Below are 26,354 nucleotides of genomic sequence, written 5' to 3'. Positions count from 1 at the left end.
AAATCAATAGAATTAAAACAATGGAAAAAAATAAATCGGAACAGAATTAATTCTGTTCCGATTTAACTATTTTTGATATAGTAACGAGTCAACCTTTTTTAGGACAACTCAGATGGTATGAAGAGTTGGTAATAGAATAGGCTTTTCTAAAGAGCCCTGATAGCAGCGATATCCTGTCATTGTAAACTATTTTTTGTAAAGGATGCAAATGTTTTTGCAATGACAGATTTAGCGGATAGCAGGAGGAATTTAAAACAGACTACTTTTTTGGTGCTCCCAAAATATTAAAAAGTATATTTTAATCCGCCATATATATTACGACCTGGAGCATTTATACCAGATGCAAAAACACGGTATTGCGTGTCTAAAATGTTTTCTACACCTGCATACAAAGTAGCATGTTTTAAAATGGTACAACTGGCTTTTAAATTATATGTTTCCCAAGCAGGCATTCCTCCTTCAGGAGCATACTGCTCATTGTCTTCACCATTTGGAAAATAATCTTTACTGTGTTTTTTACCATTATACAACACATTCGCTTCAGCTTGCCATTTTCTTTTTGCATAATGCAGTCCTAATTTGCCAAAATAAGGTGAAATATGATCTAAAGGACGTTCTTGTTCTTCTACGATTCTTCCATAAGTATAATTGAAAGTTGCATTGAATTGTAAATTTTCAATAAGATAGCCTTTCACTAAAGTTGAGATCCCAGTAATGTATGCTTTTCCTTTGTTTTGATTTGCTAAAACAATACTGGTTTCACCGTTGTAATCGACGGTATTCTGACCTTGATAGGTAAAAGTGTCTGTCACTATAGCGTCGTACATGCGTGTATAGAAATAAGTGTGTTCTAATTTAAAGCGCTTGTTATTCGATTGAATTACGAAGCCTAAATCACCCGTAACGGTTTTTTCTGGACTCAAATCTTCATTTGGAACAATTAAAAATCCACCTCCAGATTCAAATATTTTTCCAAAATCATCAATATTGGGTACTCTAAACCCTGAGGAAATATTTGCTTTTAATGCCACATTTTGAGAAGTGTTGTGTACGATTCCTAAAGAACCGCTATAGGTAAAATTACCTTGTTTGATTTTAGAAAAAGGTAGAGGAAAATAGGTGTCATCTGCAATGTTGCTATTTAAAGTAGTATAGCCTAAACGGCCACCAGTAGACCAAGCGGTTTTAGGTGTTGTTTTTTCAGTGTACGAAATATAAATATCGTTTCGAAACATATGATTGTCTCCATTTGGATAACGTGTATCTAGGCCATTTTGTTCTCCTGTATTGCTGTTTTGAGCATAAGCAGTCGATTGTAAAGTTTCAAAATAAGATTCAAAACCATAAAATAACTCTCCTTTGGTGAATTTTTTACTAAGATCAGTAGAAAAGGAGTATAGGTTTACGTTTTCTTCTCTATGTTGTAAATTATAATTCGAAAAACGTCGGTTATGACGACTTTCTTTCATGTTTTGGTAAGCTAATGCAAGCGTTAAATCGCTACTTAAAAAGGCCTTTTGTTTTTCTAATGTATAAGCCGTTAGTATGCGTTGTTGCGGACCATAATACCAAACGGCGTTTCGTAGACCTGTTGAAGAGGAAGGGTCAGTTAAACGATCGTATCTTGGAATGTTACTTGTAGTTGAAAATTGTAAATTTAATCCATGCAGATAGCCAGAATTAGTTTTATAACTTAATTTTTGCAAGGCGTTATATTGGGTGTAGCCCGAAAACTTTTGTACATATTTGTCATCATTAGCTACTAATTTATCAACACCATTGCTAGTTGCTACATAAAAAGGTCTTTCTCCAAAATAATCTCCATGTGGATTTTTATTTTTACCCATTTTTAAATCTCCAAAATCATTATAAGAGAAAATAGTTAAAGAGGCAAAGTTTTTAGTAGCGTAATTGAAATCAAAGGAAACCGACTTTTCTTTGTTGACAGTTCCGTAACGGGAGTTGATTTGCCCCCAAATCGTTTTGTTAGATGCATCGGAAAATGATGTTTTTTTTGTAGTCATGTTTACAGTTCCTCCTAAAGCATCACTTCCAAAAAGAGTTGAAGTTGGACCGTAAAAAATGTCTGCATTTTCTAACATGTTTTCATCAATGGTAATTACATTTTGTAAATGACCTGTTCTGAAAATCAAATTATTCATTCTAAAGCCATCTACTAAAAGTAACACACGACTCGCTTCAAATCCTCTAATTGCTGGGCTTCCACCTCCTTGTTGTGATTTTTGTACAAACAATGAACCTGAATTGGATAGCATTTCAGCAGTAGACTGATAGTTTTGAAATTCAATTTCTTTTTTAGAAATGGATTCTACTTGTATGGGTAGAATTTTTTTGTTTTTTGAAACCTTATTTGAAGTCACAATAACTTCTTCAAGACTTTTTGTGTTTATAGAGTCTCTTGTAGTTTGAGAATAGCCTAAAATACTAGTAAAGAGCGCACCAGTAAATAAAATTTTTTTCATTAGCAGTTTAACGATTGGGTTTAATTAAGAAGGCCATTGGGTATTTCTTTTTAATTTCTACCAAGTCTTTTTCTGCGTTAATTCTTAATTTGTATTTTCCTACCCATACTTTATATGTTGGATTGGTATATAAATAAGTAGCGTCTATATCTTTAAAGTCTTTTTTGAAGTTGACCAAAGTCTTTTTGGCAGCCTCTTTATCACCATAGAAAATCTGGATAGTATAATTGTCTTCCGAATCATTAGAAGCGTTCAAAAGTTGCTTTTCTTTTAACAATTTACTAAATCTTGGATCTTGAATTACAGTTGTTTTGTCGTCTTGTGAAAAACTTTTAGAAGTAATAAATAAGCTAATAATAGCGATGTAAAAATAATTTATTGAAGTTAATTTTCTCATAATGAATAAAATTTAAAGCAAAAGTACAATATTCTAAACGAAACAAAATAGGATAAATTATTTAGAATAAATATAAATTACATTTTAAGATAAAATTAAGGTTTTTAGAATAGTTCTAATATCGTATTTTTGTCGGAGTTTAAAATAATGTATGCTTTTAAGGTGTAAGTTATATATCTAAAATCGTACCAAATCTAGTCGATAATCATTAATTAAATATGAAAAAGGTGGGTAACCATAAATCGTTTTCAAGGATTTTCTTCAGTTTAGCTTTAACGCTATCTTTTTCTTTATCTGTTTTTTCTCAAGATTCAACATCAGTAGATGTTGCTGCTGCACCTGCTACAGGTGGTAATGCGGACGCAGGTAAAGCGCTATTTAATGCTAATTGTGCTGCATGTCATGCTTTAGATAAAGTAATGACAGGGCCAGCTTTAAGAGGTGTCGCTGACAAGTATGACAAAGAATTTCTTTACAAGTGGATCAAAAACAACACAGAACTTATTAAAGCTGGAGATCCAACTGCGTTAAAAATTTACAATGAAAATGGTCAAAAAGCAATGACTATTTTTCCTCAATTATCTAATACAGATATTGATAATATTTTAGCGTATACTTCACAACCTAAACCAGAGCCTGTAGTTGCGGCAACTGTAGTTGATGGAAATGGAGGTTCATCAAATGATTCTGGAATTTCTAACAATGTAATTCTTGGAGCGTTAGCGTTAGTGTTGACCATGTTAATAGTAATGTTGTTCTTAGTGAATAATGTGTTAACAAAGATTGCTAAAGCAAATGGTATTGAGGTTCAGAAAGATAGTAAGTCTTTACCAATTTGGAAAGCGTTTATTAAAAACCAATTCTTATTAGTTGTTACGGCTATTTTATTCTTATTGTTTGCAGCTTATTTTGCTTATGGCTATTTAATGCAAGTAGGTGTGGATCAAGGATATGAACCGATTCAACCGATTCATTATTCGCACAGAATTCACGCTGGAGATAATGGTATAGATTGTAAATACTGTCACTCTGCAGCTCGTGTTGGTAAACACTCTAATATTCCTTCTTTAAATGTTTGTATGAACTGTCATAAAAATATTTCTGAAGTGGCTGAAGAGACTTTAGCAGAAGGAAACGAATATGGTGTAAATTATAATAACGAAATTCAAAAGTTATACAATGCTGTAGGTTGGGATAAAACTACTCAAACCTATACAGGTAAAACAGAGCCAGTAAAATGGATTAGAATTCATAATTTACCTGATTTTGTGTATTTCAACCACTCGCAACACGTAACAGTTGCTGGAGTAGAATGTCAAACGTGTCATGGTCCTGTTGAAGAAATGGAAATCATGAGACAACATTCTTCTTTAACTATGGGATGGTGTATTAACTGTCACAGAGAGACAAATGTTAAGGTTGAGGACAATGCATATTATGCAAAAATTCATGAAGAACTTTCTAAAAAGTATGGAGTTGAGAAGTTGACTGCAGCACAAATGGGAGGTTTAGAGTGTGGTAAATGCCACTATTAATTAATATAATTTAAGAAGCTAATATCAATATACAATATGGCATCAAACAAAAAATACTGGAAAAGTGTTGAGGAACTAAACGAAAATAGTTCTATTGTTGAGACGCTAAGAAACAATGAGTTTGTTGAGCAAATTCCTGTTGATGAGTTTTTAGGAGACAAAGAAGCTTTATCAAGTAGTGCAACATCTCGTCGTGACTTTTTAAAATACGTTGGATTTAGTACAGCTGCTGCATCTTTAGCAGCTTGTGAAGGTCCAGTTGTGAAATCAATCCCTTATGTAGTACAACCTGAAGAAATTATTCCTGGTGTGGCTGACTTTTATGCTACTACTATTGCAGATGGTTTTGATTTTGCAAATATTCTTATAAAAACACGTGAAGGTCGTCCAATTAAAGTTGAAAATAATAATTTAGAAGGAGCAAGAACAGGTGCGAATGCAAGAGTGCATGCTTCTGTGCTTTCTTTGTATGACAGTCTTCGTTTAAAACAACCTAAAATTGCTGGTAATAACGCAACTTGGGGTGAAGTAAATGCAAAAGTTAAGGCTGGTTTAGAAGAGGCTAACGCACAAGGTGGCGCTGTAGTGCTTTTAACAAATACAATGGCAAGTCCTTCTACTGATGCTTTAATTGACGAATTAAAAGCAAAATATCCTACAGTTAAGCATGTTATTTACGATGCGGTATCGGATTCAAATGCATTGGATGCTTTTGAGCAAGTATACGGTGTTCGTGCTTTAGCAAATTATGATTTTTCTAAAGCTGATGTTATTGTTTCTGTTGGTGCAGATATCTTAGGTGATTGGCAAGGTGGTGGATATGATGCAGGTTATGCTAAAGGTAGAGTTCCTAAAAATGGAAAAATGTCGAAGCATATTCAAATTGAAGCAAATATGTCTCTTGCAGGAGCAAATGCTGATAAGAGAATGCCAATGAACATTTCGCAACAAAAAGCGGCTTTAGCAGATATTTATAATGCAGTGGTTAATGGCGCATCTCCTAAAAATGCTGAAATTGCAAAAGTAGTAAATCAATTAAAGTCTGCTAAATCTAAAGGTGTTGTAGTTACTGGTTTAGATGATGTGAATGCGCAATTAGTAGTTTTAGCTATTAACAGTGCTATTGCTTCAGAAGCCTTTAATCCAACAAAAGCTAAATTAGTAAGAAAAGGTAATGCTAAAGAGGTAAGTCAGTTAGTAGATTATATGAAAGCAGGAAAAGTGCACACTTTAATAATGAGTGGAGTGAATCCTGTTTATACTTTGCCAAATGCAAAAGACTTTTCTGAAGCACTTAAAAAAGTAAAATTATCAGTTTCATTTTCAATGAAAGAAGATGAGACTGCGTCTATAACGACTATTGCAGCAGCTGCTCCTCATTATTTGGAGTCATGGTCAGATGTAACTATTGAAATAGGGCATTATAGTGTAGCTCAACCAACTATTCGTCCATTATTTGATACAAAACAATTCCAAGAAGCTTTGTTAACTTGGACAGAAAATAGTGTTAGTTATTATGATTATTTGAAAGGGTTTGCTGCTTCAAATGTAAGTGGTAAATCATGGAATCAAATAGTTCATGATGGTTTCGCAATGAATGAAGCATTACCATTAGTGGCTAACACGGTTGATTTTTCTGCGGCTGTATCTCAATTAACAAGTGTTAAAAATTCAGGTTTAGATTTAGTATTGTATACTAAAACTGGAATGGGAGATGGTCAACAAGCAAATAATCCTTGGTTACAAGAGTTTCCAGATCCAATCACAAGAGTGTCTTGGGATAACTATGTTACGATTTCTAAAAAAGATGCGGAACGTTATGATTTGAAAAATTGGAATGTAGCTAATGGAGGAATGAATGGAAATTATGTTACTTTAAAAGTAGGTAATGTAACTTTAAATAATGTTCCTGTAGTAGTGCAACCAGGTCAAGCAGTTGGTACTTTAGGATTAGCTTTTGGTTATGGTAAAAAAGCGGCTTTAAAGCAAGAAATGCAAGTAGGTGTAAATGCTTATACATTGTATAAAAACTTAACCGCTAACCAAATCGTTACGATTACGAAAGAAGCTGGAGAACATGAATTTGCTTGTGTTCAATTACAAAAAACATTAATGGGTCGTGGTGATATCATCAAAGAAACGACTCTTGAAATATTCAATACAAAAGACGCTGAAGTTTGGAACCCAGTTCCAATGGTATCTTTAGATCATCAGGAAACTCCTACTACTGAAGTAGATTTATGGACTTCTTTTGATAGAACTACAGGACATCATTTTAACTTGTCTATTGATTTAAATGCTTGTACAGGATGTGGAGCATGTGTGATTGCATGTCATGCTGAAAATAACGTTCCTGTTGTAGGTAAATCTGAAGTGAGAAGAAGTAGAGATATGCATTGGTTACGTATCGATAGATATTATTCACATGAAGAGACCTTCAGTGGTGATGTTGAATTGAAAGAAGGTACTTCTGGTTTATTAAATTCTGTAAGTACACTTTCAGATATGGAAGATCCTTCAGAAAATCCACAAGTGGCTTTCCAACCTGTAATGTGTCAACACTGTAATCACGCTCCTTGTGAAACAGTTTGTCCAGTTGCAGCTACTTCTCATGGTAAAGAAGGTCAAAACCATATGGCTTACAATAGATGTGTTGGAACGCGTTATTGCGCGAATAACTGTCCGTATAAAGTAAGACGTTTTAACTGGTTCTTATATAATAAAAACAGTGAGTTTGATTACCACATGAACAATGATTTAGGTCGTATGGTATTGAACCCAGATGTAAACGTACGTTCTCGAGGTGTTATGGAAAAATGTTCAATGTGTATTCAAAAAACACAGGCAACAAAACTTCAAGCAAAACGTGAAGGTAGATTAGTAAAAGATGGTGAATTCCAAACGGCTTGTTCTGCTGCATGTACTAGTGGAGCAATGGTATTTGGTGATGTAAATGATAAAGAGAGTCAAGTAGCTAAATTAGCTGAAGACGAAAGAATGTATCATTTACTAGAGCATATTGGTACAAAACCAAATGTATTCTATCACGTTAAAGTAAGAAACGTTAAATAAGTATTAATTAAAGAAACAATATAAAGGATTATGTCGTCTCATTACGAAGCACCCATTAGAAAACCTTTAGTAGTAGGAAATAAATCTTACCACGACGTTACTGTAGATGTAGCTAGACCTGTTGAAGGTAGAGCGAATAAACAATGGTGGATTGTATTTTCAATTGCCTTAACCGCTTTCCTTTATGGATTAGGTTGTATGATTTATACCATCTCTACAGGGATTGGTACTTGGGGATTAAATAAAACTGTAGGTTGGGCATGGGATATCACTAACTTTGTTTGGTGGGTTGGTATCGGTCACGCTGGAACCTTAATCTCAGCTGTATTATTATTATTCCGTCAAAAATGGAGAATGGCAATTAACCGTTCTGCGGAAGCCATGACTATTTTCTCGGTAATGCAAGCTGGTTTATTCCCAATTATTCACATGGGGCGTCCATGGTTAGGTTATTGGGTATTACCTATTCCAAATCAATTTGGATCATTATGGGTTAACTTTAATTCTCCCTTACTTTGGGACGTATTTGCTATTTCAACGTATTTATCAGTTTCATTAGTGTTCTGGTGGACTGGTTTATTACCTGACTTCGCGATGTTACGTGATAGAGCTATAACACCATTTACAAAAAGAATCTACTCAACTTTATCTTTTGGATGGAGTGGTAGAGCAAAAGATTGGCAACGTTTTGAAGAAGTATCATTAGTTTTAGCTGGTTTGGCTACGCCTCTTGTACTTTCAGTACATACAATTGTATCTTTTGACTTCGCAACTTCAGTAATTCCTGGATGGCATACAACAATCCTTCCGCCTTACTTCGTTGCTGGGGCAATTTTCTCAGGATTTGCAATGGTAAATACCTTATTGATTATCATGAGAAAAGTATCGAATCTTGAAGAATATATTACCATTCAACATATTGAATTAATGAATATCATTATTATGATTACAGGTTCAATTGTGGGTTGTGCATATATAACAGAGTTATTTATTGCTTGGTATTCAGGTGTAGAGTATGAACAATATGCTTTCTTGAATAGAGCTACTGGACCTTACTGGTGGTCATATTTCTTAATGATGACTTGTAACGTATTCTCACCACAGTTTATGTGGTCTAAGAAATTGAGAACTAGTATTGCTTTTTCATTTATCATTTCTATTGTTGTAAATGTGGGAATGTGGTTTGAGCGTTTCGTAATTATCGTTACTTCCTTACACAGAGATTATTTACCATCATCTTGGACAATGTTCCAACCTACATTTGTAGATGCAGGAATTTTTATCGGAACTATTGGTTTCTTCTTTGTATTGTTTTTATTATATTCTAGAAGTTTCCCAGTTATTGCTCAAGCCGAAGTTAAGACTATCTTAAAATCATCTGGTGATAACTATAAAAGAGAAAGAGAAGAACACGGACATAATCATTCAGATAATCATTAATATCATGAGTAATAAAGTTATACACGCTATATATAATGATGATGATGTTTTAATGGATGCTGTTAAACAAACAAGAGCAGCACATCATCATATTGAAGAAGTTTACACACCTTTTCCAGTACATGGATTAGATAAAGCTATGGGATTAGCTCCAACAAGAATTGCAATCGCTTCATTTTTGTATGGATTAGTTGGTCTATCGGTTGCAACTACTATGATGCGCTTCATTATGATTGTGGATTGGCCTCAAGATATTGGAGGTAAACCAAGTTTTAGTTACATCGATAACATGCCTGCATTTGTTCCAATTATGTTTGAGATGACAGTGTTTTTTGCAGCTCACTTAATGGTTATTACTTTTTATATGAGAAGTAAATTATGGCCTTTTAAAAAAGCTGAAAATCCTGATGTAAGAACTACAGATGATCATTTTTTAATGGAAGTTGGTGTTCACGGAAATGAAGACGATATGGTTTCATTTTTTAAGTCAACTGGAGCTGTAGAAGTTAAAGTAATAGAAAAGCATTAATACAAGATATGAAAAGCTTATATAAAATAGTAGCAATAGCAGGTTTTACTTTCATGGTAACTTCTTGCCATGATGACGCAAAGCCTAACTATCAGTTTTTTCCAAACATGTATGAAGCCGTTCCATATGAAACGTATTCTGAGCATGAAGTGTTTAAAAATGGTAAAGAAGGACAATTGCCTGCACCAGGTACCATAAAACGAGGGTTTGTTCCTTTTGAAATTCCTAATACAACTGAAGGTTATGCTTTGGCTAAGGAAACTTTAAAATCCCCTTTAGATTCTTTATCTCGTAATCCAGAAAATGGTAAAGCATTATTTAATATTTATTGTGCTATTTGCCATGGTGAAAAAGGAGATGGAAAAGGAAATTTAGTAAAAAGAGAGAAATTCTTAGGGGTTCCTAGCTATAAAGATAGAGTAATAACAGAAGGAAGTATTTATTTCGTAGAAACTTATGGATTGAATTCTATGGGTTCACATGCTAATCAATTAACGCAAGAAGAGAGATGGCAGGTAGCTGATTACGTTTTAAAACTGAAGTCCGAATTATAATTGTAAAACACTTTTTTGAAAATTATTAATATGTATACGTTTTCAAGTAAATTAAAAACTTTTTCAATTGTCCTAATGGTTTTAGGAATCATAGGCATTGGTATTGGTTTTATGACTGTACCAAATAAAGAAGAAGTTAAAGAAATGATAGAAAATGCTCATGATGGTCATCATGGAAAAGCAACAGCTCATGATTCACATGCAACACATCATGAAGCAGCTCCTGCTTCTCATGATACTCATAAATCTGAGGTGAATCATGAAACAAATGAGCATGATGCTCATATTGATCATGTTTTACATCAACAACAAAATAAGCCGTGGTCTGCGTTTTATGTTGCTTGTATCTTTTTCATGTTGTTAACTGTTGGGGTTTTAGCTTTTTATGCGATTCAACAAGCAGCTCAAGCAGGTTGGTCTCCTATCTTGTTTAGAGTAATGGAAGGTATTACAGGTTATTTATTACCTGGATCTATCATATTTTTTGTTGTATTACTTCTTTCGGGTTTCCATATGAATCATTTATTTGTGTGGATGGATGAAACTGTAGTTGCTAAAGATCATTTATTGCAAGCTAAATCAGGATATTTAAATGTTCCTTTCTTTTTGATTAGAGCTGTTATCTTTTTAGGGGGGTGGAATCTTTACAGATATGTTTCAAGAAAAAATTCTCTTGCACAAGACAAATCTAATGATATTACCAATTATAAAAAGAATTTTAAATGGGCAGCTGGATTCCTAGTTTTCTTTATAGTTTCTGAATCTATTATGTCTTGGGATTGGATAATGTCAGTTGATCCACACTGGTATAGTACATTATTTGGATGGTATGTATTCGCAAGTTTCTTTGTAAGTGGAATTACAACCATTGCTTTAATTACTTTATATTTAAAATCTAAAGGATATTTAGAATATGTAAATACAAGTCATATTCATGACTTAGCTAAATTCATGTTTGGTATAAGTATATTCTGGACGTATTTATGGTTTTCTCAATTTATGTTAATTTGGTATTCTGATATTCCAGAAGAGGTTACTTATTTTGTATTTAGAATTGAAAACTATAAATTACCATTTTTCGGTATGCTTGTTATGAATTTTGTATTCCCATTATTAATTTTAATTAATACAGATTTCAAACGTTTATCATGGATTGTAGTTATGGCAGGTATTGTAATTTTATGTGGTCATTATATTGATTTTTACAATATGATTATGCCAGCTACTGTAGGTGATCAATGGTTTATCGGAGTTTCTGAATTAGGTTCAATAGCTTTCTTTTTAGGATTATTTATTTTTGTAGTATTTACTACTTTATCTAAAGAATCATTAGTAGCGAAGGGTAATCCTTTGATGGAAGAGAGCAAACATTTTCATTATTAATATTTAAAGAAATAAACAAATGACAAGTTTATTGATATTCTTTGTTTTAGTTTTAATTGGAATTGCAATTTGGCAATTGACTAAAATATTCGATTTAACTCAAGTAGGTTCAAATTCAGGTGATTCTGAAGTTGCAAATGATAAAGATAATAGTATTAATGGATACTTAATGTTTGCTTTTGTTGGTTTTATCTACATCTTTACTATTTATTCCTTATTAAAATGGGGTGATTTAGTATTAGGTACACCAGCTTCAGAACATGGAGCAGACGTAGATAATCTAATGGCTATTTCTATGTACTTAATTTTCTTTGTACAAACGATAACTCAATTCTTATTACACTATTTTACTTTTAAATATAGAGGTAAGCAAGGACAAAAAGCTTTGTATTTTGCTGATAATAACAAATTAGAAGCAATTTGGACAATTATTCCTGTAATTGTTTTAGCAGGATTAATTTTATACGGTTTATATACTTGGAATAACATCATGTATTACGATGATGAAGAAGAAGTAATTTATGTAGAGCTTTACGCGAAACAATTTGGTTGGGAAGTAAGATATTCAGGTGAAGATAATACGCTAGGTAAAGCGAATGTTAGGTTTATTGAAGGAGTAAACACTTTAGGAGTAGATTTATCAGATCCTGCTGCTCAAGATGATAAAGTTGTAAACGAATTGCATTTACCAAAAGGTAAGAAAATAGTTTTTAAAATGCGTTCACAAGATGTGCTTCACTCTGCTTACATGCCACATTTTAGAGCTCAAATGAACTGTGTTCCAGGAATGATAACTCAGTTTGCATTTGTACCTAACATGACTACAGCTGAAATGCGTGAAGACGAAGCAATCATTGCAAAAGTTGATAAAATAAACAAGATTAGAGCTAAAAAGAGTATTGATTTAGTTGCGAAGGGTGAAGAAGCTTTAGAGCCATACACTTTTGACTATTTACTGTTATGTAATAAAATTTGTGGAGCTTCTCATTACAATATGCAAATGAAAATTGTAGTAGATACACCTGAAGATTTTAAAACATGGTTAAGTGAAAAACCAACTCTTTCTTCTCAATGGGCTGAAGCAAATGCGCCAGCACCCGCTCCAACCCCAGAAGTAGAATTAACAGAGCCTATGGAAGTTGTAATAGATACTACAAAAGTTGTAGCACAAATTATTAAATAGATTAAGATATTAAAATAATATAAGATTATGTCAGCACACGAACACGGTCATCATAAAGAAACATTTATTACTAAATATATTTTTAGTTTAGATCATAAGATGATTGCTAAGCAATACCTGATTACAGGTTTAATAATGGGAATTGTGGGAGTTTTACTTTCTATTTTGTTCCGTATGCAAATTGCTTGGCCAGAACAATCTTTTGGTATATTTAAATTTCTTTTAGGTGAAAATTTTGCACCTGGAGGTGTAATGCGTAATGATATTTACCTTGCTTTGGTTACCATACATGGAACTATTATGGTTTTCTTCGTATTAACTGCTGGATTGAGTGGTACATTTAGTAATTTACTTATTCCTTTACAAATTGGAGCTAGAGATATGGCGTCAGGATTTATGAACATGCTTTCTTACTGGATGTTTTTCATTTCTTCAGTAATTATGTTAGGTTCATTATTTATTGAGTCTGGTCCAGCTTCTGCAGGTTGGACAATTTATCCGCCATTAAGTGCGCTTCCTCAAGCTATTCCTGGTTCAGGTTTAGGTATGACTTTATGGTTAGTTTCTATGGCTATATTTATTGCTTCTTCTTTAATGGGGTCATTAAATTATGTAGTTACAGTAATTAATTTAAGAACAAAAGGAATGACGATGACAAGATTACCTTTAACAGTTTGGGCATTTTTCGTTACTGCTATTATTGGTATTATCTCTTTCCCTGTTCTTTTTTCTGCAGCATTATTATTGATTTTTGATAGAAGCTTTGGTACTTCTTTCTTTTTGTCTGATATTTTCATCCAAGGTGAAGTATTGCATTATCAAGGTGGTTCACCAGTATTGTTTGAACATTTATTTTGGTTTTTAGGTCACCCTGAAGTATATATTGTATTGTTACCTGCATTAGGGATTACTTCAGAAATTATAGCTACGAACTCTAGAAAACCAATTTTTGGATATAGAGCGATGATTGCATCTATATTAGCAATTGCTTTCTTATCAACAATTGTTTGGGGTCACCACATGTTTATCTCTGGAATGAATCCATTCTTAGGGTCGGTATTTACATTTACAACCCTTTTAATTGCTATACCATCAGCTGTTAAAGCATTTAACTATATTACCACACTTTGGAAAGGTAATTTACAGCTTAACCCAGCGATGTTGTTTTCTATTGGTTTAGTTTCAACTTTTATTACAGGTGGTTTAACAGGTATTATTCTTGGAGATTCTACACTAGATATTAACGTTCATGATACTTATTTCGTAGTTGCTCACTTCCACTTAGTAATGGGTATTTCCGCATTATATGGATTCTTTGCGGGTGTATATCATTGGTTCCCTAAAATGTTTGGTAAAATGATGAACAAAACTTTAGGATATGTTCACTTTTGGGTAACCGCTGTTTGTGCTTATGGAGTATTTTTTCCAATGCACTTCATAGGTATGGCTGGTTTACCAAGACGATATTATACGAATTCAGCTTTTCCATTATTTGATGAGTTAGCTGATGTGAATGTATTAATTACTGTTTTTGCTATTGTAGGAGCTGTATTCCAAATAGTTTTCTTCTGGAATTTCTTCTATAGTATTTTCTACGGTAAAAAAGCAACTCAAAACCCATGGAGATCTAATACTTTAGAATGGACTACTCCTGTTGAGCATATTCACGGTAACTGGCCAGGTGAAATTCCTGAAGTACACCGTTGGGCTTATGACTATAGTAAACCAGGTCATGATGAAGATTTTGTATCTCAGATTACTCCAATGAAAGATGGAGAAGAAGAATTACATCATTAAGATTTTATAGATATAATTAAAAACCTTTCCAATTTGGAAAGGTTTTTTGTTTTTAACTTTGCTTATCTTTGCTACATGAATGAAAATTTAAATCCTAATAAAGAACGATTTTCCCCACAGGAAATTGATATTGAAAAAGCATTACGCCCATTGTCTTTTGATGATTTTGCGGGCCAAGATCATGTTTTGGAAAATTTAAAAGTTTTTGTTCAAGCGGCTAATCAAAGAAATGAAGCACTAGATCACGCATTGTTTCATGGTCCTCCTGGTCTAGGAAAGACCACTTTGGCAAACATATTGGCAAACGAATTGGGTGTAGGAATTAAAATTACATCTGGACCTGTTTTAGATAAACCTGGAGACTTGGCGGGATTGTTAACCAATCTTGAAGAAAGAGATGTTTTATTCATAGATGAAATTCATCGTTTAAGTCCTATTGTTGAAGAATATTTGTATTCTGCAATGGAAGATTACAAAATAGATATTATGATCGAGAGTGGGCCTAATGCACGAACGGTTCAAATTAATCTGAACCCTTTTACTTTAGTTGGAGCTACTACACGTTCTGGTTTACTAACAGCACCTATGCGTGCCCGTTTTGGTATTCAAAGTAGATTACAATATTATAATACAGAATTATTAGCTACAATTATTGAACGCAGTGCTTCCATTTTACGTGTTGAAATAGATTTGGACGCTGCAATTGAAATAGCCGGTAGAAGTAGAGGTACTCCTCGAATTGCAAATGCATTATTAAGAAGAGTACGTGATTTTGCTCAGATTAAAGGTAATGGTAGAATTGATGTCGAAATTACTAAATATGCATTAAAAGCGCTGAATGTGGATGCAAATGGTTTGGACGAAATGGATAATAAAATTTTATCCACCATTATTGATAAATTTAAAGGAGGTCCTGTGGGTTTAACTACTTTAGCTACTGCTGTCTCTGAAAACGGTGAAACAATAGAAGAAGTTTACGAGCCTTTTCTAATACAAGAAGGTTTTATAATGAGAACACCTAGGGGACGAGAGGTAACTGAAAAAGCGTATCGCCATTTAGGAAAAATAAAAAACAATATTCAAGGTGGTCTTTTCGAATAAAAAATTGAGATGAGTTCTGAAAAAAAAATTCCCGAAGTATCCTTGCCAAAATTTATTAGGCATTCGCTTTCTATATTAAGAAATCCACTTCCATTTCATAAAGCAAACTTCAATAAATATGGAAACTCCTTTCGTTTAAATGTGGGTTTTGGAAAATCGGTAATTTTTACACGAGATGCTGAATTGCTAAGTTATGTTTTACAAAAGAATCAAAAGAATTACCTTAAATCACCTATACAAACTAGAGATTTAGCAAAGTATATTGGAAAAGGACTGTTAACTGCTGAAGGTGAAAAATGGCAAAAGCAAAGAAGACTTGTTCAGCCAGCTTTTCATAAAAGCCAATTGGTACAATTACTTGAAACAATTCAAAGTACTATAAATAATGAATTAGATCTAATTCCAACGAATCGCCCTTTTGATATTTTTCCAGTCTTTAATGATTTGGCTTTTCAAACGGTTGTAAAATCCTTATTTAGTTCTGAAATTGAAGATACTGATATTAAACAATTACAGCATACCACTGAAATTACTCAAAAAATGCTTGTAAAAGAATTAAGACAACCTTATTTGGGTTGGTGGTTTAAACTATCAGGAAAAATAAAATTTCATATTGATTTAATTGATCAATCTAGAGCGATTTTGCATAAACTGGTAACCCAAAGAAAACAAAGTGCAATACGATACAACGATTTATTAGATATGCTTTTGGATGCTAAATATGAGGACGGTTCGTCTATGGAAGAAACGCAATTATTAGATGAGATTCTAATTTTATTCGCAGCAGGACATGAAACTACCTCTAATGCTTTGACTTTTACTTGTGAATTATTAGCAAGACATCCTCAAGCACAATCGAAGATTTTGGAGGAAATACATAAAAATAAAAATGAGTCTTTCGATTTAATGGACAAGATAAACCATGCAACTTATACCAAATGGGTGATTCAAGAAGCCATGCGCTTGTATCCGCCAGCTTATTTTATTGATAGAGTAAATAAAGAACTAGATTCTTTTCAAGAATTAGAATTGCCTAAAGGTTCTAATTTGTTGTTTTCTGTATATGAAATTCATCGTCATCCTGAATTTTGGAGTAATCCGGAGGCTTTCATTCCAGAACGTTTTTCAGATGAAACTGTAAAGTTTTCTAAAAACTATTATCCATTTGGAGCAGGGCAACGCATGTGTATTGGGAATAATTTTGCTATGTATGAAATGATTTTAGCAATATTGAGTGTTGTTGAAAATTATGAAATTGTGGAGAAGAAATCCCCAATTCAAATAAAGCCTTTAATTACTTTAAAACCTTTTGAGTCCATTTTAGAATTTAAAAAAAGAACATGAGTCTCAAAGAGAAATATACAGCTTTTATTAAACAGGAAGCCAAGCGCATTGGTTTTCTCTCTTGCGGAATTTCAAAAGCAGGCTTTTTAGAACAAGAAGCACCGCGTTTGGAAAATTGGTTAAGCCAAAATAGACATGGAAAAATGGCTTACATGGAAAACCACTTTGACAAACGTTTGGATCCAACGTTATTAGTGGATGATGCTAAAAGTGTAATTTCACTGTTGCTTAATTATTATCCTGCCGAAGAAGTGTCAAAAGAACAACAAAAAGATTCGTATAAAATTTCTAAATATGCTTACGGCCAAGATTATCATTTTGTTATTAAGGAAAAATTAAATGCATTATTAAGTGGAATTCAGAGTGAAATTGGAGAAGTGAGCGGAAGGGCTTTTGTAGATTCCGCACCCGTTTTAGATAAAGCTTGGGCAGCAAAAAGTGGTTTAGGATGGATTGGAAAAAATGCCAATTTAATTACTCAAAAAGTAGGGTCGTACTATTTTATTGCAGAGTTAATTGTTGATTTAGAATTAGAATATGATGTCGCTACAACAGATTATTGTGGAACTTGTACCGCTTGTATCGATGCTTGTCCTACGGAAGCTATTGTAGCTCCTTACGTAGTAGATGGTAGTAAATGTATTTCTTATTTTACAATTGAACTTAAAGATAACTTGCCAGTTGAAATGAAAGGTAAGTTTCAAGATTGGGCATTTGGTTGTGATGTGTGTCAAGATGTTTGTCCATGGAATCGATTTGCAAAACCTCACAATGAACCTCTTTTTCAACCAAATGAATCGCTTTTGAATTTTACTAAAAAAGACTGGGAAGAAATTACAAAAGAAACTTTTAATAAAGTATTTCAAAAATCAGCGATAAAAAGAACCAAGTTTGAAGGATTTCAACGAAATGTAACTTTTCTAAAGGACTAAAAAGTGAAGAAATAGTGGAGTAAATTATTTATATTTGACAAAATTTAAATAAACTCGTGAAAAATAATTACTTCTTAACTACTTTCCTACTATTTATAACACTAAGTTTTGCCCAAAACTTACCAAATGATTGTCAGAATTATATTCAAGCATGTGACAATCAAAGTGTTTCTTTTGATGTTTCTGGAGCAGGTGTTCAGGAGATTAACCCACCATCTTGTAGTAGTCAAGAAAATAATTCCTTATGGTTAAGAGTAACTATCGATCAACCTGGAACACTAGGTTTTACGATTATCCCTCAGAGTGGAAGTATTAATGAAGATTATGATTTTTGGGTGTTTGGTCCTGCTTCTACTTGTGGAAATTTAGGTGCTCCTATTCGTTGTTCTACTACTAACCCTGCAGCTGCTGGATTAACAAATAATCATACAGGACTGAATGCTTCGTCTTTTGATACAAGTGAAGGACCAGGTCCAAGCGGAGATAGTTTTGTGAGAGAGTTAAATGTTTTGTCAGGAGAAAGTTATTTTGTTGTAATTGATCGTCCTGTAGGAAGTTCTCCTTTTTCTTTAAATTGGAATGGAACGGCAACTATTTTAAATCCTTTTGCCAATTTAAATTTTCCAGCTTTTCCGGATGTAGTTTTATGTGACGAAGGAAATGACAATATAGAATTATATGATTTTTCTATTTTAGACGCCTCTTATTTAAGTGGTTTCCCAGGTTTTTTTATTACTTATTTTGCTTCTTTACAAGATGCTTCATTAAATAATAATCCGTTAATTGGATCAACTAATATAAGTCAGGGTACTTATTATGCTAGAATTAATTCTGTTTCTGCACAATGTACAGAGATTAAACCCATAACCGTTATTTTTGATGCGATAATAGCTAATGATTTTGCTACTATTGTTTGTGAGAATAATGCAACGGCTTCAATAGATTATAATTTAAGTACTCATAATACACAATTATATTCTGGAGGACAAGCAGTCAGTTTTAGTTATTATAATAGCTTAGTAGAAGCAACAAGTTCTTCGAATGCAATTACAAATTGGCAAAATATTAATTTAAATGTTGGTACACATACTTTTTATGTAAGAGTAGAAAAAGGAACTTGTTTTGATATTGCAGAACTAAGTATTGAAGTTGTGGAAAGACCAATTATAAACAACGTAGTGAATTTAAAACAATGTGATGATGATACGGATGGATTTAGTGCTTTTAATTTAACGGAAGCAAATGAGTTAATTAGTAGTTCCATTACTGGTTTGACTTTTACCTATTTTTTAAATTTAACAGACGCGGAAAACAATACAAATCCAATTGTAAATGACATTAATTTTATTAATCAAACCGTAAATGTTCAAACTATTTATTATAGAGTAAGTAATAGCAATGGGTGTTATAGAACGGGTCAATTAGATTTAACAGTTGCGGCTACTCAAGTACCTGCTTCTTTTAATCCTATTCTTATTACAGAATGTGACGATACGTTTGGTGATAACAATGATGGAATAGCTCAATTTAGCTTAGTAAATGCTAGCAACCAAATTTCAAATTTATTTACTGGTCAAATCGTTCAAGTAACTTTTTATGAAAATATTGACGATGCATTGGCTGAGATAAATGCTATTACAAATCTTTCAAGTTATACAAACACTTCAAGTCCTAATTTTCAAGAGCTATTTGTACGAGTAGACAGTAATATTAATAACGATTGTGTAGGGCTAGGTAAATATGTAGCTTTACAGGTAGAAGGTTTGCCAATAGTTACTGAGAAAATATTAAGAGGTTGTGACGACAATCATGATGGTATTGTGGAATTTGATACTACAACTGTCGAAAGCCAATTTTTAAGCGAATTATCGAATACAAATGTTGCAGTAACTTATACTGATGCTAATAATGTGGTATATACTGCCTTGCCAAATCCCTTTCCTTCGGGTTCGCAAACCCTAACGGTTGCATTGACAAATTCGACTCCAAATGCTTGTACTTTTTCGACAACTTTAGAATTTATAGTTTATGAAACTCCCATAATTAATCCAGTTGATCCTAACTTATTAGTTGCTTGTGAAACGGAAAATCCTTTAAATCAAGATGGTATTGAAATTTTTGATACATCCTCTTTTGAAAATACAATAATTGGTATTCAAACGAATGTGGATATCGCTTATTTTGATACCAATAATAATCCAATTCCTAATTTTATTGGTACTTACGAAACAGGAACACAAGATGTACTTGTTGTGTTAAGAAATAGTAATAATACTGCATGTGAGACAACAGAGGTTCTTTCATTTGTAGTGAATTCAAGACCAATAATTAACACACAAAGCATGGATGAAGTCATTTGTACTGATGATCCAAATTCTTCGGTAATCTTAAATGCAGGATTAGTTGATGAAAACACTATAAATGATTTTACCTACCAATGGTATTTAGACAATCAAGCGATTACTAATGCGAATCAATATACTTTTCAAGCTACTACTATTGGTGATTATAGTGTAGAAGTTGTAAATAGTTTAGGATGCTCTAGCACAAGAACAATACAAGTAAATCCATCTAATATTGCAACTATTGAAGATATTGATATAGTAGATTTAGAAGAAAACAATACCGTTACAGTTCTAGTAACGGGAGATGGAGACTATCAATATAGTATTGATGGTGAAAACTATCAAGACAGTCCTGTTTTTTATGATGTGCTACCAGGCACTCTAACAGTTTATGTATATGATTTAAATGGTTGTGGAATTTCAAATGAATCCATAAGTGTATTAGGAATACCTCAATTTTTTACTCCAAATGGAGATGGAATCAATGATTTTTGGAATGTAAAAGGATTTGACAGTCGTTTTGGAAGTCAAACTACGATTTCCATCTTTGATCGCTATGGAAAATTAATTAAGCAAATCTCCTCTTCTTCTCCAGGTTGGGACGGTACTTTTAACAATGTCGATTTACCTGCTACTGATTATTGGTATACTATTGATATGATAGACGGAAGAGTGCAAAAAGGCCATTTTTCATTAAAGAGATAAAATTTGAGTAAAATTTGAATTTTTTCAAAGAAATATTTTTTTATGAGATATTTTGTACTACTATTTTATTGTGTTTTATCTTTTGCTCAAGCTCAAATAAGAGGAGAGTTATATCCTATTACAGATACCCATAATTATTCTTTTTTAGACAGCGTTTTGAAGAATAAAAATATAGTTTTATTAGGTGAACAATCGCATGGTGATGGGGCATCATTTGACACAAAAGTTGCAATGCTTAAATATTTGCATGAAAAATTAGGTTATAATGCACTAGCTTTTGAAAGTGGATTGTACGATAATTATAAAGCCTATCAGCTTTTTTTAAATAAAGAAGAAAATAGTGTCATATATAATCAATCTATTTTTTCAATTTGGTCAGACACGCAATCTTTTCAGGAATTATTAGTTTATATTGAAGAAAGAGCAAAAAACAATGATACTATTAGAATCGTTGGTTTTGATTGTCAAGAAGGAGTCTTATTTAAAAACTATTTTATAAATGATTTAAAAACTGTTTTTAAGAATAGGAACATCAAAATGAAGACATCTTTATTCGAAGAAATCGAAAAAGCATTTGTCTATAAAGATTTAGAAAAAATTGCAACTAATAAAACAGATTCAATTGCTTTTTATAAAAATGTAGACGAGATATTTGCCTCATTTGAAAAAATAAATAATCTAACTTTAGATGAAAAAGTCATCAAACAAGTTTTTACTAGTAGTTTAGCCAATGTTAATTTTGAAATTGCACAAATACAAAATCAAAAAATATTCGTTCAAAACCCTAGAGATAAGCAAATGGCTCAGAATTTAATTTTTTTAGCCGAAAATTATCCAAATGAAAAAATTATTGGTTGGGGTGCTTCGTATCATTTCGCAAAAGAAATAAGTAATTTAGAAATAGATAATCTAACAGAAGATTATTTAAGTGAACAATCCGATTTAGAAAAGAAAGCAACGGGTTATTCAGATTATAATGATGGAGAAGGAAAGCAACTTCTTGAAGGAGGAATTCCAATGGGTAAAATTTTGAAGAAGCATTTTAAAGAAAAAATATATACTATTGCTTTTTCATCTTACGAAGGTAGTTATGGTATAGTTAATTCAACTCTTTATCCTATTTTAACGCCACCTGAGAACAGTATTGAAAAACAACTTTCAGAATATGATATAGCTTTTTTTGAGTTTGAGGTTCAAAATAAAGTACCTTTTTATAGCTCAATATTAGGAAATATGCCCATTAAAGGCAATTGGCAAACCAGTTTTGATGCGCTGGTTTTTATTAAGAAATCGTATCCACCAGTAGTAAGAAAATATGGTGAAAGTGATTTCAAGAGAGTCAAGTTGCCAAATTATATGATAATAGGTAAGGTAGTAGATAAAAATAGTAACAATGTTATTTCTAATGCAGAAATAGTATTACATGATAGAATAATAATTACAAAAAAAGATGGTACTTTTGAAATGATAGTTCCCAATACAAATGAAGTCACATTTTTAAAAGTAAATGCTTTCGAATACGCTTCAGATTCGCTTCAATTGAATAGTAACCTAAAAGACTACGTTTTTCGATTATCTAAAAGTAAAATGGGAGGGATTGTTTTAGACGAAGTGGTGCTGAATAAAAATAAAAAAGAATTATCGGCAAAAGAGATTATAAAAAAAGCGGAAAAAAATGTCAAAGAAAATTATTATCAAAAAGCATTTAATCAGACTTTTTTATATAAACATAGTGGGGTTAAAAATGAAATTGAAAATATTGGAGATGTAGCCATTCTTAAATTCTATTGTCCTAAAGGGTTGAATAGCTCCAATAATTCTGATACTAAATTTTATGGTAAGATTGAAAAATTAAAAAAAACACCAAATAAAGCAGATAGATTTAGGTTTTCTAGTTCTTTTGGGTTGTTTTCGCTCTTGAATAGAGATTTGATCACTGAAAAAGCAAATGCCTTATATAGAAGTAGTTCCTATAATTATACAAAAGAAGGGTTTGAAACGATTAAAGGTAAAAAGGCCTATAAAATTTCTTTTGTAAATACTTCTCCAGGATCTTATTCTACAGGATATGGTTATCCAGCGCCAAAGAGCTCTAAGGGTTATATTTATATCGATTGTGAGACTTTTGCTGTTTTGCAATTTGAACATTGTGTAGAAAGAGAACCATTTGATTTAATAGATAAGTCCGGAAATAATTTTGCATTCATATATAAGGTTATAGTAACATATCAATATATAAATGGAAGCTGTTTTCTAGACCAACTTACAGAAGTTGTTAAAAATACAGTCACAAATAAAAAAGATCCAAATTATGTAAATGTTTACTTTTATGTGTATTCATTAAAATCGGCTCATATAGATGTTGAAAATTTAGAAATAATTAAAGAACCCATAAAATTGAATTTTGGTATTAATACTCCTTTTAAAGAAGATGCTGCGTTTTGGAAAGAGAAAGAAACTATTGATAATGTGATAAGAACAAAAGATGAGTATTTTTGTGACTAATGTTTTAAAATAATAAAAATCTTAATACAAATATCTTTAATAAGATTTTCATAAAAGAATAGCCTTAAAATTTTTTTCTTTCATTGCTTATTTTAACTTTGTAAGTTCATATAAAAGTGATTATATGCACAAGGATACAAAACGAAGAGAAGCTTTATTATACCACGCGAAACCTACCCCTGGAAAGATTCAGGTGGTACCTACAAAAAAATATGCAACCCAGAGAGATTTGTCATTGGCTTACTCTCCTGGTGTAGCTGAACCCTGTTTAGAAATTGCAAAAGACATCAATAATGTCTATAAATATACTGCTAAAGGAAATTTAGTTGCCGTTATTTCTAATGGAACTGCAGTTTTAGGATTAGGCGATATTGGTCCGGAAGCATCAAAACCAGTAATGGAGGGTAAAGGATTATTATTTAAAATTTTTGCCGATATTGATGTTTTTGACATAGAAGTAGGGACTAAAAATATTGAAGAATTTATTCAAACGGTTAAAAATATTGCACCAACATTTGGTGGAATAAATTTAGAGGATATTAAGGCTCCAGAATCTTTTGAGATTGAAAGAAGATTGGTGGAAGAATTAAATATACCTGTCATGCATGATGATCAGCATGGAACAGCTATTATTTCTTCAGCAGCATTACTAAATGCATTAGAATTAGCAGGAAAAGATATCGATAAAGTTAAAGTTGTTGTTTCAGGAGCTGGATCAGCGGCATTAGCTTGCGCCAATTTATATGTTTTATTAGGCGTAAAAGTGGAGCATATTTTTATGTTCGATAAAGATGGAATGTTAACCACTTGTAGAGAAGATCTTTTGGGTTTGCAAAGAGTGTATGCTAAATCTTGTGAGCCTCAATCATTAAAAGAAATGATTGTTGGAGCAGATGTGTTCTTAGGATTGTCTGTAGGGAATATTTTTACTCCTGAAATGTTGCTTTCTATGAATCATGATCCCATTGTTTTTGCTATGGCTAATCCCGTTCCAGAAATTGATTATAATTTAGCAATTGCAACTCGAGAAGATGTAATTATGGCAACAGGTCGATCGGATCATCCTAATCAAGTTAATAATGTTCTTGGTTTTCCCTATATTTTTAGAGGTGCATTAGACGTTCGCGCTAAAAAAATTAATGAAGAAATGAAAATGGCTGCGGTGAGAGCACTTGCCGAATTAGCTAAAAGCCCTGTTCCAGAACAAGTAAATATCGCTTATGGGGAAACCAAATTAAATTTTGGTCGCGATTACATTATTCCAAAACCTTTTGACCCTAGATTAATTGGTGTTGTAGCACCTGCTGTAGCAAAAGCTGCAATAGATTCTGGGGTAGCCCAAATAGAAATTAATGATTGGGAGAAATATGAATTAGACTTGTTAGAGCGTTTAGGTTCAGATAACAAAATGATTCGTATGCTTGTAAATCGTGCTAAGACAAATCCAAAACGAGTTGTTTTTGCAGAAGCGGATCACTTAGATGTATTAAAAGCTGCTCAAATTGTACATGAAGAAGGTATTGGTGAACCAATTCTTTTGGGTAACCAAGAGATTATACGAGAATTAAAAGTAGAAATTGGTTTTGATGCAGATGTAGAAATTATCGATCCAAAGACTGCGGAAGAAGATAAGCGCAGGAAGAAATATGCAAAAGCATTTTGGAAATCAAGACAAAGAAGAGGAGTTACCTTACTTGATGCTGAAAAGTGGATGAGAGAACGCAATTATTTTGGTTTAATGATGGTCAACTCCGGAGAAGCAGATACTATGGTGACTGGATATTCGAGAAGTTATCCTACAGTTGTAAAGCCAGTGATGGAATTGATTGAAAAAGCTCCCGGTGTAACCCGAATTGCAACCACCAATATGATGATGACTTCGAGAGGACCTATTTTTCTTTCGGATACAGCAATTAACCCAAATCCATCGGCAGAAGATTTAGCTAAGATTGCATTGATGACAGCTAAGACCGTTCGTATGTTTGGTATGGAACCTGTTATTGCTATGGTTTCCTTTTCAAATTTTGGTTCCTCAGAAAATGAAAACCCAAAGAAAGTAAGAGAGGCCGTTTCATATTTACACAAATATTATCCAGATTTAATCATTGATGGTGAGATTCAAACCGATTTTGCTTTAAATCCCGAAATGTTAAAAAGTAAATTTCCTTTTTCTAAATTAGCCAATAAAAAAGTAAACACCCTGATTTTTCCAAATTTAGACGCAGCAAATATTACCTATAAATTAATGAAAGAATTGAACAAATCAGATTCTATTGGTCCTATTATGTTAGGATTGGATAAACCAGTTCATATTTTTCAATTAGGAGCAAGTGTAGAAGAAATGGTGAACATGGCAGCGGTATCTGTAGTTGATGCTCAAGAAAAAGAAAGAAGATTTAAACAAGCTATATTAAAATAATTTTTATAAAAACTACTATTAACAAACATGATAACTCATATTCAAGGAAGATTAGTTGAAAAAACACCAACAGAAGTTGTAGTTGATTGTAACGGAATTGGTTATCATGTCAACATATCTTTGCATACTTTTTCACTCATACCAGATGATGAAAAAATTAAACTGTTTACTTTTTTGCAAATTAAAGAAGATGCCCATACACTCTATGGATTCGTAGAAAAGCAAGAAAGAGAATTGTTTAAATTATTGCTTTCAGTTTCAGGAATTGGAGCAAGTATTGCAAGGACAATGTTATCCTCATTAGCGCCCCAACAAATTATTCAAGCCATCGCATCAAATGACGTAGCTACTGTACAAAGTATTAAAGGAATCGGAGCCAAAACAGCTCAAAGAGTTATCTTAGATTTAAAGGATAAAGTGTTAAAAGTGTATGCTTTAGACGAAGTTTCTCTGGTTTCAAACAATACTAATAAAGAAGAAGCGTTATCTGCTTTGGAGGTGTTAGGCTTTGCTAGAAAATCAGCTGAAAAAGTTATTGAAAAGATAGTCAAAGAAGATCCTAATGCAAGTGTAGAAAATTTAATTAAACAAGCACTAAAAAACTTATAAGACTTGGAAAAGAAATTAAAA

At 32.5% G+C, this 26,354-nt stretch carries 17 protein-coding genes; 15 read left to right on the top strand and 2 right to left on the bottom strand.

Annotated features, from left to right (window positions below):
* Nucleotides 1-284 precede the first annotated feature (284 nt).
* Nucleotides 285-2,483: a TonB-dependent receptor plug domain-containing protein gene (locus tag FHG05_RS06710; RefSeq protein ID WP_140997245.1), complete on the bottom strand. Its 2,199-nt coding sequence runs from the start codon at nt 2,481-2,483 to the stop codon at nt 285-287.
* A gap of 7 nt (nt 2,484-2,490) precedes the next feature.
* Nucleotides 2,491-2,880 carry an SPOR domain-containing protein gene (locus tag FHG05_RS06705; RefSeq protein WP_140997244.1) on the bottom strand — a complete coding sequence of 130 codons (390 nt, stop codon included), beginning with the start codon at nt 2,878-2,880 and terminating at the stop codon, nt 2,491-2,493.
* A 218-nt stretch (nt 2,881-3,098) separates the two neighbouring features.
* On the opposite strand from FHG05_RS06705, the gene FHG05_RS06700 reads away from it, so the two are divergent.
* The 15 genes from FHG05_RS06700 (at nt 3,099) to ruvA (ending at nt 26,333) form a co-directional block, all read left to right on the top strand.
* On the top strand, nt 3,099-4,415 hold the full coding sequence (locus FHG05_RS06700) for a c-type cytochrome (protein ID WP_140997243.1): 1,317 nt from the start codon (nt 3,099-3,101) through the stop codon (nt 4,413-4,415).
* A 36-nt stretch (nt 4,416-4,451) separates the two neighbouring features.
* Nucleotides 4,452-7,487 (top strand): TAT-variant-translocated molybdopterin oxidoreductase, encoded by a 3,036-nt coding sequence (locus FHG05_RS06695; RefSeq protein ID WP_140997242.1) that lies wholly within the window; start codon nt 4,452-4,454, stop codon nt 7,485-7,487.
* A gap of 30 nt (nt 7,488-7,517) precedes the next feature.
* Nucleotides 7,518-8,927 (top strand): NrfD/PsrC family molybdoenzyme membrane anchor subunit, encoded by a 1,410-nt coding sequence (gene nrfD, locus FHG05_RS06690; protein WP_140997241.1) that lies wholly within the window; start codon nt 7,518-7,520, stop codon nt 8,925-8,927.
* Between the two features lie 4 nt (nt 8,928-8,931).
* Nucleotides 8,932-9,456: a DUF3341 domain-containing protein gene (locus FHG05_RS06685; protein ID WP_140997240.1), complete on the top strand. Its 525-nt coding sequence runs from the start codon at nt 8,932-8,934 to the stop codon at nt 9,454-9,456.
* An 8-nt stretch (nt 9,457-9,464) separates the two neighbouring features.
* Nucleotides 9,465-10,010, top strand: a complete 546-nt coding sequence (locus FHG05_RS06680) for a c-type cytochrome (RefSeq protein ID WP_140997239.1) — start codon at nt 9,465-9,467, stop codon at nt 10,008-10,010.
* 30 nt (nt 10,011-10,040) lie between these two features.
* Complete coding sequence (locus tag FHG05_RS06675) at nt 10,041-11,393, top strand: quinol:cytochrome C oxidoreductase (protein ID WP_140997238.1); 1,353 nt, start codon at nt 10,041-10,043, stop codon at nt 11,391-11,393.
* Nucleotides 11,394-11,412: 19 nt separating this feature from the next.
* Nucleotides 11,413-12,576: a cytochrome c oxidase subunit II gene (locus FHG05_RS06670; RefSeq protein WP_140997237.1), complete on the top strand. Its 1,164-nt coding sequence runs from the start codon at nt 11,413-11,415 to the stop codon at nt 12,574-12,576.
* A 27-nt stretch (nt 12,577-12,603) separates the two neighbouring features.
* Nucleotides 12,604-14,373, top strand: a complete 1,770-nt coding sequence (locus tag FHG05_RS06665) for a cytochrome c oxidase subunit I (RefSeq protein ID WP_140997236.1) — start codon at nt 12,604-12,606, stop codon at nt 14,371-14,373.
* Nucleotides 14,374-14,448: 75 nt separating this feature from the next.
* The gene (ruvB, locus tag FHG05_RS06660; protein WP_140997235.1) at nt 14,449-15,474 is read left to right on the top strand and encodes a Holliday junction branch migration DNA helicase RuvB; all 1,026 of its coding nucleotides are present in this window, start codon (nt 14,449-14,451) and stop codon (nt 15,472-15,474) included.
* A 9-nt stretch (nt 15,475-15,483) separates the two neighbouring features.
* Nucleotides 15,484-16,818 carry a cytochrome P450 gene (locus FHG05_RS06655; RefSeq protein WP_140997234.1) on the top strand — a complete coding sequence of 445 codons (1,335 nt, stop codon included), beginning with the start codon at nt 15,484-15,486 and terminating at the stop codon, nt 16,816-16,818.
* The gene (gene queG / locus FHG05_RS06650) at nt 16,815-17,750 is read left to right on the top strand and encodes a tRNA epoxyqueuosine(34) reductase QueG (protein WP_140997233.1); all 936 of its coding nucleotides are present in this window, start codon (nt 16,815-16,817) and stop codon (nt 17,748-17,750) included. The genes FHG05_RS06655 and queG overlap by 4 nt, the downstream gene beginning before the upstream one ends.
* A 56-nt stretch (nt 17,751-17,806) precedes the next feature.
* Nucleotides 17,807-20,800, top strand: coding sequence for a T9SS type B sorting domain-containing protein (locus FHG05_RS06645; protein ID WP_140997232.1), 2,994 nt, complete (start codon nt 17,807-17,809; stop codon nt 20,798-20,800).
* Nucleotides 20,801-20,842: 42 nt separating this feature from the next.
* Nucleotides 20,843-23,305 (top strand): erythromycin esterase family protein, encoded by a 2,463-nt coding sequence (locus FHG05_RS06640; protein WP_140997231.1) that lies wholly within the window; start codon nt 20,843-20,845, stop codon nt 23,303-23,305.
* A 124-nt stretch (nt 23,306-23,429) separates the two neighbouring features.
* Nucleotides 23,430-25,724 carry an NADP-dependent malic enzyme gene (locus FHG05_RS06635; RefSeq protein WP_140997230.1) on the top strand — a complete coding sequence of 765 codons (2,295 nt, stop codon included), beginning with the start codon at nt 23,430-23,432 and terminating at the stop codon, nt 25,722-25,724.
* 27 nt (nt 25,725-25,751) lie between these two features.
* Nucleotides 25,752-26,333: a Holliday junction branch migration protein RuvA gene (gene ruvA / locus FHG05_RS06630; protein WP_140997229.1), complete on the top strand. Its 582-nt coding sequence runs from the start codon at nt 25,752-25,754 to the stop codon at nt 26,331-26,333.
* Nucleotides 26,334-26,354: the final 21 nt, after the last annotated feature.

Origin of the sequence: Flavobacterium profundi (assembly GCF_006491645.1) — a bacterium.
Taxonomy (GTDB): Bacteria; Bacteroidota; Bacteroidia; order Flavobacteriales; family Flavobacteriaceae; genus Flavobacterium; species Flavobacterium profundi.
Note: the sequence above shows the minus strand (reverse complement) of the source record. Positions and strands in the feature narration are given on the sequence as shown.